13 protein-coding genes are annotated in these 13,552 nt (G+C 66.4%); 8 read left to right on the forward strand and 5 right to left on the reverse strand.

Annotated features, from left to right (window positions below; translation table 11 throughout):
* Positions 1-15: 15 nt before the first annotated feature.
* Positions 16-666 (reverse strand): transcriptional repressor LexA, encoded by a 651-nt coding sequence (gene lexA / locus IBX18_RS10200; protein WP_194833448.1) that lies wholly within the window; start codon positions 664-666, stop codon positions 16-18.
* A 67-nt stretch (positions 667-733) separates the two neighbouring features.
* The gene (locus IBX18_RS10205) at positions 734-1,111 is read right to left on the reverse strand and encodes a VOC family protein (RefSeq protein WP_194833449.1); all 378 of its coding nucleotides are present in this window, start codon (positions 1,109-1,111) and stop codon (positions 734-736) included.
* 106 nt (positions 1,112-1,217) lie between these two features.
* On the opposite strand from IBX18_RS10205, the gene IBX18_RS10210 reads away from it, so the two are divergent.
* Together IBX18_RS10210 and fetB are read left to right on the forward strand one after the other, a co-directional pair.
* Positions 1,218-1,880, forward strand: coding sequence for an ATP-binding cassette domain-containing protein (locus IBX18_RS10210; RefSeq protein WP_306796215.1), 663 nt, complete (start codon positions 1,218-1,220; stop codon positions 1,878-1,880).
* On the forward strand, positions 1,880-2,656 hold the full coding sequence (gene fetB / locus IBX18_RS10215; RefSeq protein WP_194833450.1) for an iron export ABC transporter permease subunit FetB: 777 nt from the start codon (positions 1,880-1,882) through the stop codon (positions 2,654-2,656). Before IBX18_RS10210 ends, fetB begins: the two co-directional genes overlap by 1 nt.
* A gap of 6 nt (positions 2,657-2,662) precedes the next feature.
* Here the strand turns inward: fetB and IBX18_RS10220 are convergent, their stop codons facing one another.
* From IBX18_RS10220 to IBX18_RS10230, 3 genes are all read right to left on the reverse strand, one after another.
* Positions 2,663-4,936: a molybdopterin guanine dinucleotide-containing S/N-oxide reductase gene (locus tag IBX18_RS10220; protein WP_194833451.1), complete on the reverse strand. Its 2,274-nt coding sequence runs from the start codon at positions 4,934-4,936 to the stop codon at positions 2,663-2,665.
* A 112-nt stretch (positions 4,937-5,048) separates the two neighbouring features.
* Positions 5,049-5,525, reverse strand: coding sequence for a nitroreductase family deazaflavin-dependent oxidoreductase (locus IBX18_RS10225; RefSeq protein ID WP_194833452.1), 477 nt, complete (start codon positions 5,523-5,525; stop codon positions 5,049-5,051).
* A gap of 154 nt (positions 5,526-5,679) precedes the next feature.
* On the reverse strand, positions 5,680-6,021 hold the full coding sequence (locus IBX18_RS10230) for a rhodanese-like domain-containing protein (RefSeq protein WP_194833453.1): 342 nt from the start codon (positions 6,019-6,021) through the stop codon (positions 5,680-5,682).
* 87 nt (positions 6,022-6,108) lie between these two features.
* Between IBX18_RS10230 and IBX18_RS10235 the strand changes: the two genes are divergently transcribed.
* The 6 genes from IBX18_RS10235 (at position 6,109) to IBX18_RS10260 (ending at position 13,473) form a co-directional block, all read left to right on the forward strand.
* Positions 6,109-6,558: a MarR family winged helix-turn-helix transcriptional regulator gene (locus tag IBX18_RS10235; protein WP_306796216.1), complete on the forward strand. Its 450-nt coding sequence runs from the start codon at positions 6,109-6,111 to the stop codon at positions 6,556-6,558.
* A gap of 153 nt (positions 6,559-6,711) precedes the next feature.
* Complete coding sequence (locus tag IBX18_RS10240) at positions 6,712-8,997, forward strand: MMPL family transporter (RefSeq protein ID WP_194833455.1); 2,286 nt, start codon at positions 6,712-6,714, stop codon at positions 8,995-8,997.
* A gap of 80 nt (positions 8,998-9,077) precedes the next feature.
* Positions 9,078-10,016: a TIGR03621 family F420-dependent LLM class oxidoreductase gene (locus IBX18_RS10245; RefSeq protein ID WP_194833456.1), complete on the forward strand. Its 939-nt coding sequence runs from the start codon at positions 9,078-9,080 to the stop codon at positions 10,014-10,016.
* 394 nt (positions 10,017-10,410) lie between these two features.
* Positions 10,411-11,739, forward strand: coding sequence for a family 1 glycosylhydrolase (locus tag IBX18_RS10250; protein WP_194833457.1), 1,329 nt, complete (start codon positions 10,411-10,413; stop codon positions 11,737-11,739).
* Positions 11,736-11,951, forward strand: a complete 216-nt coding sequence (locus tag IBX18_RS10255; protein WP_194833458.1) for a hypothetical protein — start codon at positions 11,736-11,738, stop codon at positions 11,949-11,951. The genes IBX18_RS10250 and IBX18_RS10255 overlap by 4 nt, the downstream gene beginning before the upstream one ends.
* A 145-nt stretch (positions 11,952-12,096) precedes the next feature.
* On the forward strand, positions 12,097-13,473 hold the full coding sequence (locus tag IBX18_RS10260; RefSeq protein WP_194833459.1) for a hypothetical protein: 1,377 nt from the start codon (positions 12,097-12,099) through the stop codon (positions 13,471-13,473).
* Positions 13,474-13,552 lie beyond the last annotated feature (79 nt).

A 13,552-nucleotide genomic window follows, 5' to 3' on the forward strand; every position in this document is an offset into this window, starting at 1 on the left:
GGTACGACTACCCGTTCAGACGCGGCGCATGACCGAGACCACCTTGCCCAGCACCGCGGCCTGATCACCGTCGATGACCTCGTAGGCGGGGTTGCGCGGTTCCAGATACACATGCCCGTTGCGCCGCCGGTACACCTTCACCGTGGCCTCGCCGTCGATCATCGCGGCCACGATCTCGCCCGAGTGCGCCTCGTTCTGCTGGCGCACCACCACGATGTCGCCGTCGCAGATCGCCGCGTCGATCATCGAGTCGCCGCGCACCCGCAGCCCGAACACGGTGCCGCGGCCGACGAGCTGGCGCGACATGGTCACCATGTCGTCGGTGTGTTCCTCGGCGAGGATGGGTGTGCCCGCGGCGATGTCGCCGACCACCGGCACGGCCACCGAGTCCTCGTTGGTCTCCCGCGGCGCCGACCCTTGCAGGAACATCCGCACATCGATCGGGCGCGACATCGTCTCGCTGCGCCGCAGGAAACCCTTCTCCTCCAGGCTGTTCAGATGCTTGGACACCGACGACGACGAACGCAACCCCACCGCGTCCCCGAGCTGCCGGGAGTTGGGCGCGTAGCCGTGCCGCACCACCCAGTCGCGAATGGTGGCGAGGATCCGCTGCTGGCGCTCCGGCAGCCGGGAAGTGTCGAGATGCTCGAGGTCGTCGTAGGTCACCGGGGCATCGTAGAGGTCGACGCCGATCGCGCGGCGGCACAGCCCATTCCGGTGGAGTGTCGCGCCCTCAGCCGAGGCTGCGTTCGGATGTGCTTCGCTCGACACAGAATTCGTTGCCCTCGGGATCGCGCAGGGTGGCCCAGCCCAGACCGTCGGCGGTGCGGTGATCCTCGAACAATGTCGCGCCGAGTCCGATCAGCCGCTCGACTTCCTCGTCGCGGGTGCGTTCGGTCGGCACCCAATCGAAATGGATCCGGTTCTTCACCGTTTTGCCCTCCGGTACCCGGATGAACAGCAACCCCGGCACCGGCTCGGGTGCGACCAGCAAAGCCTCGTCGTCGTCTACTTCGTCATCGTCGGAGACGGGCCAGCCGGTGACGTCGCTCCAGAACGAGGCCAGCTTGTACGGATCGGCGCAGTCGATGGTCACGTGGCGCAGCAGCATGGCAGCGAGCCTATCGGTGCCCCGAGTGCCGATGCAGCACAATAAAATCGCCGCGCTGTACCGGCCGATGTGCGTCGTCTCGCGCGGCGCGTAGCAGGATTGCCGCGTGCACACCTTCGTCCTGGACCGGGTCGGCGTGGTCGCCAACTCGACGCCGCTGCTCGTCGACCTCGACGTCACCATGCCCGGTGGCCGGTGCACCGCGGTGGTCGGGCCGAGTGGTACCGGCAAGACCACGCTGTTGCGGTTGCTCAACCGTCTCGCCGAACCGAGCAGCGGACGGATCCTGCTCGACGACACCCCGATCACCGAACTCGATGTGCTGGCGCTGCGCCGCCGGGTCGGGTTGGTGCCGCAGCGCCCGGTGCTGCTGGCCGATGTGGTGGCCGACGAGCTGCGGGTGGGGTGCGCTGACCTGTCGACCGCGCAGGTCGCTGCCCTGTTGGCCAGGGTCGCGTTGCCGGAGTCGTTCGCCGAACGGCGGTGCGCGGAGTTGTCCGGCGGTGAGGCGCAACGGGTGTGCCTGGCCCGCGCGTTGGCCGTCGAACCGGACGTGTTGCTGCTGGACGAACCCACTTCCGCGTTGGACGCGGTCGCCGCCACCGCCGTGGCCGAGCTGATCCGCGCGCACGTCGACGCGGGCGGCACCGTGGTCCTCGTCAGTCACGATCACAGTTTCGTCCGGACCGCCGCCGCCGACATCCTGATACTCGACGACAAGCACCTGGTCCAGGACGGGCCGGCCGATCAGATCGATCGGAAACCGTGATGGCGGAAGGTCTTTCGGTCCCCGACTGGACCGGTGTCTCGGCCTCGCTGCTGCTGGTAGCGCTGGCCGCCTTCATCGCCTATCGCCAGCACCTGAACCTGACCCGCGAACTGGTGATCGCCGCGATCCGGGCCGGAGTTCAGCTGATCGCGGTGGGTGCGATCCTGCTGATCGTGTTCCGGCACACCGCATTACCCGGTGCGTTCGCGTGGGTGATCCTGATGGTGATCATCGCCGGGCAGGTCGCGGGACGCCGCGGTGCTGGCTTACCGCAGGCGCGGAGATCCGCGACGATCGGCGTTGCAGTCGGTGCCACGATCACCCTCGGCGCGCTCGTACTGCTCGGCGTGATCTCCACCGAACCGCGCGTGGTGGTCCCCGTCGGCGGGATGGTTGTCTCCGGCGCGATGCAGGCCACCGGTATCGCGTTGCGCCGCATCCGGGAGGACGCCAGGCAGGCCCGACCCGCCATCGAAGCCCGGCTGTGCCTGGGATTGCCTGCGCGGCAAGCCTTTCTGCCGCATCGACAGTCCGCGCTGCGCACCGCACTCGTGCCTGCGATCGATTCCACCAAGGTGGTCGGCCTGATCAGCCTGCCCGGCGCGATGACCGGACTCATCCTGGCCGGGGTCGACCCGCTCACCGCGATCCGCTACCAGATCGTGGTCATGTACATGCTGCTCGCGGCCACCGCACTGGCCGCGCTCGCCGCCTCGAGGGTGGCCGAACGCGCGTTGTTCGATGAAGCCCAGCGCCTTGTCCCCCTCCCCGACTGACCGTCCTTAGCGAATCGTGCGCGGCGGACGATCGACGGCCAGCTCCGGCACCGCACCGGTGTATCGCTCGATCTCGACCAGCGACAGCTGACCGGTGCAGCCTTGGCTGAGCTTCGAGGAGGGGCGGTCCGCGATCAGGACGTTCGGATTGCCGTGGCGGCAGAATGCGGGATCGGCCGGGTCCGGGTCGTACCAGGCGCCGGTGGACAGCTGCGCGACCCCCGGCCGGACCGCGTCGTCGACGATCAGCCCGGCCAGGCAACTGCCGCGCTTGCTGCGGATGCGGACGACATCACCGTCGTGCAGGTCACGGGCGGCGGCGTCCTCGGGATGCAACCGAACCGGTTCGCGGCCGGTGACTTTGCTCGATTGGCTGTATGCACCGACATCGAGCTGACTGTGCAGCTTGGCGCGCGGCTGGTTGGCCACCAACTGCAACGGGAACTCGGCCGCGGCCGCACCACCCAGCCACTCCTCGGGTTCCAGCCACACCGGGTGACCGGGGCAGTCCGCGTATTCGAAGACTTCGATGGTCTCGGAGCAGATCTCGATCTTGCCGCTCGGCGTGCTCAGCGGGAACTGATCCGGGTCGGCCCGGAAGTCCGCGCCCAGCACCTGATTCGGGTCGGGCACCGGCAGTTCGAGGTGCTCGCTGGCCCAGAACGTGTCGAAGTCCGGTAGACCATGCCCGGCGTGGCGCAGCCGCCATTGCTCGTACAGGTGGCGCAGCCATTCGCCGACGGTGCGGCCCTCGGTGAATTCCTTGCCGACGCCGAGGCGTTCGGCCAGCTCGCCGAAGATGGCGTAGTCGTCGCGTGCGGTGCCGTGCGGCTTGGTGAGTGCCTTCATCGCGAAGAACACCCGGTCTCCCGCGCCGTAGTCGTCGCGTTCGATGGTCATGGTCGCGGGGAGCACGATGTCCGCGTGCCGCGCGGTCGCCGACCAGAACGGATCGTGCACCACCACGGTCTCGGGCCGGGCGAACGCCTCGCGCAGCCTGGCCAGATTCTGATGGTGGTGGAAGGGATTTCCGCCGGCCCAGTAGACCAGCCGGATATCGGGATACACCAGATGCTGTCCGTCGTATTCATAAGACTGGCCCGGGTTGAGCAGCATGTCGGCGATTCGCGCGACCGGAATGAACGTGTCGACCCCGTTCGGCCCCTGCGACAGCCGCGGCGGCGCGAACTCCTGGGCAGGCTCACCCAGGCTCGCCGCCGAACCGTACCCGTGCCCGAACCCGCCACCGGGCAACCCGATCTGGCCGAGCATCGCCGCGAGCACCACCCCCATCCACAGCGGCTGCTCGCCGTACTGCGCACGCTGTAACGACCAGCTGACCGTCACGAAGGTCCGTGCCGCCGCCATCTCGCGCGCGAGCGCCCGGATACGTTCGCCACTCAGTCCGGTGAGCGACTCGGCCCACTCCGGCGTCTTGACGATCCCGTCCGTCTCGCCCCGCACATAGCCGATGAACCGCTCGTAGCCGACGGTGTACTTGTCCAGGAATTCCTTGTCCGCCAAGCCTTCCGCGTCCAAGACCTGCGCCAGCGCGAGCATCAACGCGGTATCGGTGCCCGGCTGCGGCGCCAGCCACTCCGCTTCGGCCTCCGCCGGGATGTCGTCGCGCAACGGCGAGATCGATACGAACCGGCAGCCCCGCGCCCGCGCGGCCGCGATCCATCCCCGGGTGTTGTGCCGCGACACACCACCCGGCGACACCGCCGAGTTCTTCGGCGACAACCCGCCGAACGCCACCACCAGCTCCGCGTGTTCGGCGAGTACCGCCTTCGACGTCGCCTGCTCCAGCACGAAACCGAGGTCGCCGATCACGTGCGGCAGCAAGACCTGCGACACCCCGAGGCTGTAGCTGTTGACGTGCCGCACGTACCCGCCGAGGCAGTTCAGGAACCGATGCACCTGGCTCTGCGCGTGATGGAACCGTCCCGCACTCGCCCACCCGTAGGACCCGCCGAACACCGACTCCGCACCGTGCTCGCGATACACCCGCCCCAGCTCACCGGCGAGCAGATCCAGCGCCCGCTCCCACGACACCGGCACGAACGGCTCGTCACCGCGTCGTGGAGCGCCGGGCCCGTGCTCCAGCCAGCCTTGACGCACATACGGTTGATCGATCCTGGTCGGATGGTGCTGCGCGGAGGCCACATTCTCGATCAGCCGCATCGGCTCCGGATCCTCGCGCCACGGTCGAACAGCCGTCAGCCGTTCGCCGTCGCTGTCGGCCTCGAAAGCGCCCCAGTGCGTCAGATGCGTCGTCACCGAGACACCGTAACCCGGCCGTCCGACAAAGTGGCGGCCACGTCTATCGCACCGAAATCACGCGACTTACCGGCGCTGCGAACACTTTTCGAACGACCACGGCCAAGTCGGGTCAGACGCGGCGCAGTTCGAACATCCGGAACTGACGACCGCCGGAGAGCTCGTACTCCATCTCATAGCCCGGCCAGAACTCGACGGCCAGATCCCAGGCGGGTTTGCGATCGACACCGGTGAGCTCGGTCACGCTGACGGTGAACTGCTTACCTTTGTGCCGCACGGTGGCGGTGTCGGCGGCCCGGAGATTGGCCGACCACACCGGATGCTTGGGACTGCCCCAATTGGAACCGAGCACGAGGAAGTTCTCGCCGCGCGGCACATACAGCAGCGACGTGGTCCGCGGGATCCCGGTCTTGCGACCCGGCACCGTCACCTCGATCGAGGGCAGGCCGACCACATCCAGCACGCCCATCCGCCCGTCGGTCCAGCGTCGAACGGCGCGCTCCACCGGAATGACGACCGGTGCGGTGCGCATGACCCAGCGCTGTTGGGCCAGCCGTCTAGCGATCGGAGGCAGCGGATTCGACACCATCCTCGAATGGTGACACGTCGCCGTCCTACCGCGGAATCGGCGGGCCGGACCGAGGGGCAGATCACATCCGGGACGGCGCAAAGCCGTTCTCAGACAACGCGTCAGCACCGTGCGGTCGATCCAGTCGCCCGGATCGACCGCTCGCGAAGCTCCCTTACTTCGAGGACTCGACACCCTCCTCGACCGGAAGACCGGCATCCGCCCAGTCCTGGATGCCCGCCCGGTACGCGCGGACATTCGTGTATCCCAGCGCCCGAAGCTTCCCGGCTACGTTCTCGCTGTTGCGGCACGCTTCGTTCGCGCAGTACGTGACGATCGCCGCGCCCCGATCCGGAAGCAGCTGTCCGGCAACAGCTTCCACGTCGGCTTCGACCAAGACCCGGGCACCGGGCAGATGCGCCTTCTCGAAATATCCCGCCCCGAGCGTGTCGAGCACGGTCACCGATCCGGCCTCGATGGCGGCGGCGAGTTCTTCACGGGTAATGACGTCGATCATGAGAGTGTCCTTCCTCCAGCACAATTTATGTGCGTGTGCACGCTACTAGATGCGTGCAGGCGCACACAAGTGGGTAGGATCGAACTCGTGGCCGACACCGACAACCGCCGCGCCGCGGCCAACGCCTGGTCCGCACTGCTGCGCGTACACGCCCAGCTGGTGCCGCAACTCGACGCCGACCTGCGCAAGTCCGTCGGACTCCCGCTCGCGTGGTACGACGTCCTGCTCGAACTGGACGGCGTCCCACCCCTGCGAATGACCGACCTCGGCGCCCGCGTCGTCCTCAGCCGCACCCGGGTCAGCCGCCTGGTCACCGAACTGGAAACGGCGGGCCTGGTCACCCGCGAAGCCAACCCCGACGACGGCAGATCCGCCTTCGTCACCATCACCGACACCGGCCGCACCCGTTTACGCGAAGCCGCACCCCGCTACCTCACCGGCATAGAGCAACGCTTCGCAGGCAAACTCGACCCCACAGAGTTACGGGCACTCACCCGAACACTCGGCAAAATCCTTGGCCCAACCGACATTTCCTAGCAAAACTCTCAGGAAGATCGCTCCGCACCGCCGGTACTTTGGAGAACGCGCACCTCGGGCGCGACCACCGGAAGGATGCAATCTCTTGATGATCGGTGCCCACAGGCCGCTCCGCACACCACCGACCTGTCCGCACTTACGAAGAGCCGCCTGATGTTCGCGCACTGGGGAAACTTCGTCCACCGGTTCCGATTCGTCGTCATCGCCCTCATCGGCGCCCCGCTGCTCGCACTCGGCGCGTACGGATCGGACCTGTCCGGACATCTCAGCTCCAGCGGCCTGGACGACCCCACCTCCGAATCGGCCGAGGCCGCACGAGTATCCGACGACGCGTACCTGCGCGACCACCGCGCCGACGTTCTCGTGCTCTACACCGCACCGCCGGGCGTATCGCTCGACGATCCCGCGTTCAGCGGCAAGATCGTCGACAACCTCAACAGCCTGCGTCCCGAGCACCCTGACGAAATCCTCGCGATCAACGGCTCGTATTGGCGCACCGAGACCGGCCAGCAGCAGCGCAGCGCATTCGGCCGACCGGAACTCGGCCGGGCCTTCGCCTCCATCGCCATAAAGGGCGACACCGACACCGAAATGGTGAACAACTTCCGGAAAGTGAAGGACGTCTTCTACATTCCGGGCGTCGACGTACAGGTCGCCGGGCTGCAACCGGTCGCGGGCACACTCACCGACTCACTGGACGAAGACATCCATCTGATGGAAGTCGTCGCCTTCCCCGTGGTGGCGGTGCTGCTGTTCTTCATCTTCGGCGGATTGGTCGCCGCCGCACTGCCGCTCGTCGCCGGCGGGCTCACCGTGCTCGGTGCCAATGGCATCGTCCGATTCATCACCGAATTCACCGACGTCAATTCGTTCGTCTCCGGCGTCGTCTCGATGATCGGCGTCGGCCTCGCCATCGACTACGGCCTGTTCATCGTGAGCCGATTCCGCGAAGAACTCGCCGAGGGCTACGACACCCAGACCGCGGTACGCCGTGCCGTGATGACCGCAGGCCGCACCGTGGTGTTCTCGGCGACCATGATCATCGTCAGCCTCGGCGGCCTGCTGCTGTTCCCCCAAGGATTCCTGAAATCAATGGCATACGGCTCCATCGCCACGGTGTCGCTCGCCGCATTGACCGCGCTCACCGTCCTGCCCGCGATGCTCAGCATCCTCGGCCCACGCGTGGACATGTTCGGTCTCAAACGTTTCGGCAGAACCAAGACCGCCGACGAGGTCGAGAACAGTTTCTGGGGCCGATCCACCCGCTGGGTGATGAAGCACCCCAAACGAATTGCCGTCCCGATCGTCCTCGGCCTGCTGCTGCTGATCATCCCCGTGAAGAACATCGCCTTCGGCGGCTTCAGTGAAACCTATCTACCACCGGACAATCCGACGCGGCTCGCGCAAGAAGCGTTCGACGACACCTTCCCGCTCCGGAAAGCCGATCCTGTGCAACTCGTGTTCATCTCCGAGGAGAAGAACACCCGCGGCATCAGCGACGTCGTGAAGCAGGCGAATCTGGCACCGGGCCTCGTCACGCCCCCGGCGGCAGACGGCCCCTTCAGCACGCCGTCCCCCTCGACCATCCGTCCCGGCGTCTATAAAACAGAGGCGACACTCTCCGTCGAAAACGCCAACAAGACCATCGATTACCTGCGCTCGCTCGACGTACCCGACAACGTCACCATGCTCGTCGGCGGCCAGCCCGCGATCCAAAAAGATTCCATCGACGGCCTTTTGGGCCGCATCCCGTTCATGATCGCCGTCGTCCTGTTGCTCACGACAATGCTGATGTTCCTCACCTTCGGCTCACTGATCCTGCCGATCAAGGCCGCGCTGATGAGCGCGCTCGGTCTCGGCACCACGCTCGGCATTCTCACGTGGATATTCGTCGACGGGCACGGCGCAGGTTTACTCAACTTCACCGCGCAGCCGATCAGCTCACCGGTCCTGGTGCTGATCATCGCCATCATCTACGGCCTGTCCACCGACTACGAGGTATTCCTGCTGTCGCGCATGGTCGAAGCCCGCTCCAAAGGCGCGACCACCACCGAGGCCATCCGCATCGGCACCGCGCACACCGGCCGCATCATCACCGCGGCCGCGCTCATCCTGCTCGTCGTCACCGGCGCGTTCGCATTCTCCAAGCTCGTAATGATGCAGTACATCGCCTACGGCATGATCGCCGCCCTAATCATCGACGCCACCATTCTGCGCATGCTCCTGGTGCCCGCCGTGATGAAATTGCTCGGCGACGACTGCTGGTGGGCACCGGCCTGGATGAAACGCATCCAACAGCGGGTCGGGCTCGGCGAACCGGTCCTCGACGACGAACACCCCGCCAACCGCGACATGACCGACCTCGTCGAAACCACGCCCATCACCGACCCGGTCACCGTGCGGCTCCCCATCGTGACTGCGGATCAGTCGCGCCGCTGAACCCGAATTCGCCCTCAGCGGAATCACTTACGGCATCCGATCGGCGGAATTAGCGTGGGCAGCTCGAAAGGAGGTCGAGCATGAACGCTCCGATCAAGTTCTCCATGACCGCCAATATGATCGACGTAGGGTCCTGGCCGGACTTCGCCAGCGGCTGCGAGCAGGAGGGCTTCGACGCGCTGATGGTGCCCGACCATCCTGGCTCGTTCGCGTCCCCGTTCGTCGCTCTCGCCGCTGCCGCGACGGCCACCGAGACGATCCGACTCGGGACCAACGTGGTCAATGCCGGGATGTGGGAACCGTTTCTACTCGCCGGCGAGGTCGCCACGCTCGATCTCGTGTCGAATGGGCGGGCGCTGTTCGGGATCGGCGCGGGTCACACCCCCGCCGAATGGACCATGCAAGGCCGCGAGCATCCATCGGCGGCGGCACGCGTGGCCAGGATGGTCGAGGTCACCGACACCACGCGGCGGCTGCTCGCCGGTGAGACAGTGACTTACGCGGGCGAGCACGTTCAACTCCGGGACGCGGTGCTGACTCGGCCACGACCGGTGCAGGAGCAGGTGCCGGTCCTCGTCGGCGGCAACGGGACCCGCGTGCTCCGATATGCCGCCGAGAACGCCGATATCATCGGCTTCTCCGGGCTCGGGCGCACCCTGGCCGACGGCCGCAACCATGAAACCCGGTGGGGGCGCGATCAGATCGACGCGCAGGTCGACCTCGTCCGGAACACCGCCGCCGCGGCGGGCCGGACGCCCGCGTTCGAGGCGCTGGTGCAGCACGTGGAGATCACCGACGATGCCGAGGCGGCGTGTGCGCGGTTCGCCGAGGATGTGCCGAGCACCAGCGTCGCGGAGTTGCTCAGCGCGCCGTTCGTGCTGATCGGCACCGTGGACGAGTTGGTCGCCGAGTTGCGTGCGCATCAGCAGCGCTGGGCGTTCGAGCGATTCGTCATACGGGCCGCCGCCCGTGCGGCCGGTGCTCAGCTCCTTACTGCACTCTCCTCGTCGGAGTCGTAGCGCTCCAGTCGGCACAGCCCGCTCCCCTTCTTGGCTGGTGAGTGGGCTGTGTCGGTTGGTATCGCATTGGTGATTCGTGGATGGTTCTTGTTGGAGTGAGTTGCATGCGTAGATGCGCATATCCATGTATCTATATGGATTTTATAGACTTCAACCTTCCTCCTTCGATTCGGCCGCGACACACTGTGACGAGATATGCGCTGCCCGAACCGAAGTCGCTGCATTGACCACACCCTCCCCTACTCCGAACGAAGAGCCGAGCCCCTCACCTCCTCCCCTCCCCTGCGGTGCATCAGCTCGACGCACCCCCACAGATCCCCCCGAAACGGACATACGACCAGTTACGCTGTCCCCCAGGTCCATGGCCCCGGTCATTTCGTTGAACAGGAGCTCGATGCGATCACAGCGCCCTCGCCGCGTCTTCGCCACCCTTGCGGCCGCCACGGCCGCGCTCCTCGTCGCCGGCACGGCGGTTGCCGCCGCACGCCCGGCTCCACCAGCCCAGGTCGCACCGCTCGGCGCCGACTTCCTGTGGGGTGTTGCCGCATCGGGATACCAGGCGGAAGGCCATGCGCCCGACAGCAACTGGTCCCGCTATGTCGCCGCAGGGAAAACCACTGACCCCTATGGTGATTCGATCGACTTCGTCAACCGGTTCCGCTCGGACATCGCGCTGGCGGCCCAACTCGGCGTACAGGTCTACCGCATCGGCTTGGAGTGGGCGCGAGTGCAACCGCGGCCCGGCGAATGGGACGAGGCCGGACTCCGCTTCTACGACAACGTGATCGCGGCCATCACCGAGGCGGGCATGCGGCCGATGCTCACCATCGACCACTGGGTGTATCCGGGCTGGGAGGTCGATCGCGGCGGCTGGCGCAACCCCGGGATCGTGGCGGACTGGCTCGCCAACGCGCGACTGCTCGTCGACCGCTACGCCGCGCAAGACCCGCTGTGGGTCACCTTCAACGAGCCGATGGTCTACATCGTCAACGAACTACGCAAGGGCGGCCTGTCCCCCACCGACGTGCCCGCCATGCACGACCGAATCGCGCAGGCCCACAACGGCATCTACGACTACATCCACGCCGTGCAGCCGGGCGCGATGGTCACCAGCAATGTCGCCTACATCCCGACCGGCGAGGACGTGATCAACAAGCCGCTCATCGACAAGATCGGCGCGCGCCTCGACTACATCGGCATCGATTACTACTACGGCCTCTCCCCCGAGAGCCTGCTGGCCGGCCCGCCCGACTTCGAAAAGCTCTGGACCCAGCCGCTACAGCCCGAAGGCATCTACTACGCCCTGCAGCACTACGCCCGTCAATTCCCCGGCAAACCGCTCTACATCGTGGAGAACGGCATGCCGACGGAGAACGGCGCACCGCGCGCCGACGGTTACACCCGCGCCGACAATCTGCGGGACACCGTCTATTGGCTGCAACGCGCCAAGGCCGACGGAATGAACCTGATCGGTTACAACTACTGGAGCCTCACCGACAACTACGAATGGGGCTCTTACACGCCACGTTTCGGTCTCTACACGGTCGACGTGCTGACCGATCCGACGTTGACCCGTAAGCCCACCGATGCGGTTCCCGCCTACGCCGCCATCACCCGAGCGGGCGGCGTCGCTCCCGACTACCGGCCCACCCGAGCGCCGCAGAACTGCTCGCTCGTCGACGCCGCGGTCAGCTGCCTCGACCCGGTCACCGTCCCGCGATGACCGGTGCGCACGAAACCTCCGACGCCACAGCGGTATTGCGGCGCTGGGAAGAGTCCGGTGCCGTATGGCGGGTACTCCGCCAAACCGCCGGTCAGGTCACCATCGGCCTGTATGAATGCACGGGTGGTCAAGAAGTCGACCGCTTCACCTCGACGGATCCGGCGCTGCTGCGGTACCTCGGCGACCGATCGAGCAGTGAGGGCCTCGGCTGACCCGCGTGCGCGGTGAACAGGAAATGAACAGCCCGATCGTCGAATGTTCAAGCCGGACAGCACATCGCATACTCTCCTTCAGCTGACGACCGGTGAACTTCCCTCCGGGCAGCGCTCGACAGGGAGAGGACGGCCCGCGACTGACATGACCACCACCAGCCGCCGTGTTCTTTCCGGCATGTCGCCACACGCCTACGGGGCCGGTCCTGCGGTCACGGGACATCGCGTCGTCCTCGTCACCTTCGCCGGCCGTCGTGATCGAATGGAATTACTGACCCGCTACGTGGCGGAGGCGATGCGGCGCAAGCTGATCGACGAGTGGCATGTCTGGAACTTCGCCCGCAACGAGGCCGACGATCGCTGGCTGCGCGCACAGTTCCCGGCGATCGGACGGTCACCGGACAATCAGGTGTACTTCCCTGCGGGCCGAGTCACCGTTGCGCGCAATGCCCGCTGGCGTTGCCGGGTGCGGGCGGGACACGACGTCCACATCGCCTTGGGACCGCAGGGCGGGGACGGCGACGCCCCGGCCTACGAATTCGTGATCGGCGGCTGGTCCAACCAGCGAACCGTGCTGCGCCACCTCGACAATCGTGATCTCCTCGTCCGGGACCACGACGACCGCACGGTCCGGCGGCCACCCATCGCAACGGCCGCGACGCCAGGCATCATGTCCAGCAACACGTTTCGGGACATCGAGCTGTCGATCGACCCGACCGGGGTCGGCCTCTCGGTCGACGGCGCGGAGATCATCCGCAGCCGCACGGCGGTCCCGGCCGGAATGTACGACGTCCAGGTGAAGACCGGTTACGGTTCCGACGGCGAATGGCGTTTTCCGGGCGTCGCGGAGTATCTGTACAACACCGATGGCCCGGGATGGGGGCAGGTCTATGACTTGTATTCCGCCCACGCCCAGTACTACGCGGACGCCGTCTTCCTGAAATGCGATGACGACATCGTCTACCTTCAGCTCGACAAACTCGCCGACTTCCTCCGGTTCCGGATCGACCAGCAGCGTTATTTCCTGGTGACCGCGAATGTCGTCAACAACAACGTCTGCGCCTACTACCAGCAGCAAGCAGGCGCGATCCCGGCGAGTCTGATGACGCTGGAACTCCCGCCCGGCGGGTTCCGCGGCAGCCTGTGGGAAAGCCCTGAGCTCGCCACGCGGCTGCACAACCACTTCCTCGACAACGCGGATGTCTTCGAGCAGAACAGCACCGCGCCCACTCCCTGGAGCGAACGCCTGAGCATCAATTTCGTCGCGTGGCTGGGCGGGGATCTGTCGTACATGTCGGCGATATCCGCGGACGGGGACGACGAGCGCATACTCTCGGTCGATATCCCGTCCTATCTGAAGCGTCCGAACTGCATCTATCCGGGATTCGTGGCCAGCCATCTCTCCTATTTCTCCCAGGAAGCCGCGATGGATACCGCCGCCCTCCTGTCGAGATACTGGGGGCTCGCAGCGGAGCGCGGACTGCCGCTGCCGGAACGGTCGATGGAGATGGCCGGACGCTGACCGAGCCGCCCTCGGCCAGCAGGTCAGCGCCGGTAATCCGCGCATAAAATTCGCTGGCGTGCGGCGATAGCCTTGTCGA

It is taken from the genome of Nocardia sp. XZ_19_369, from assembly GCF_015355715.1.
Lineage (GTDB): Bacteria > Actinomycetota > Actinomycetes > Mycobacteriales > Mycobacteriaceae > Nocardia.

What these genes read in the sequence shown, in the direction of transcription:
- IBX18_RS10205 (WP_194833449.1), bottom strand. Translation starts at nt 1,111, where the DNA reads ATGCTGCTGCGCCACGTGACCATCGACTGCGCCGATCCGTACAAGCTG.
- fetB (WP_194833450.1), top strand. Translation starts at nt 1,880, where the DNA reads ATGGCGGAAGGTCTTTCGGTCCCCGACTGGACCGGTGTCTCGGCCTCG.
- IBX18_RS10225 (WP_194833452.1), bottom strand. Translation starts at nt 5,525, where the DNA reads ATGGTGTCGAATCCGCTGCCTCCGATCGCTAGACGGCTGGCCCAACAG.
- IBX18_RS10240 (WP_194833455.1), top strand. Translation starts at nt 6,712, where the DNA reads ATGTTCGCGCACTGGGGAAACTTCGTCCACCGGTTCCGATTCGTCGTC.
- IBX18_RS10255 (WP_194833458.1), top strand. Translation starts at nt 11,736, where the DNA reads ATGACCGGTGCGCACGAAACCTCCGACGCCACAGCGGTATTGCGGCGC.
- IBX18_RS10250 (WP_194833457.1), top strand. Translation starts at nt 10,411, where the DNA reads ATGCGATCACAGCGCCCTCGCCGCGTCTTCGCCACCCTTGCGGCCGCC.
- IBX18_RS10260 (WP_194833459.1), top strand. Translation starts at nt 12,097, where the DNA reads ATGACCACCACCAGCCGCCGTGTTCTTTCCGGCATGTCGCCACACGCC.
- IBX18_RS10230 (WP_194833453.1), bottom strand. Translation starts at nt 6,021, where the DNA reads ATGATCGACGTCATTACCCGTGAAGAACTCGCCGCCGCCATCGAGGCC.
- IBX18_RS10245 (WP_194833456.1), top strand. Translation starts at nt 9,078, where the DNA reads ATGAACGCTCCGATCAAGTTCTCCATGACCGCCAATATGATCGACGTA.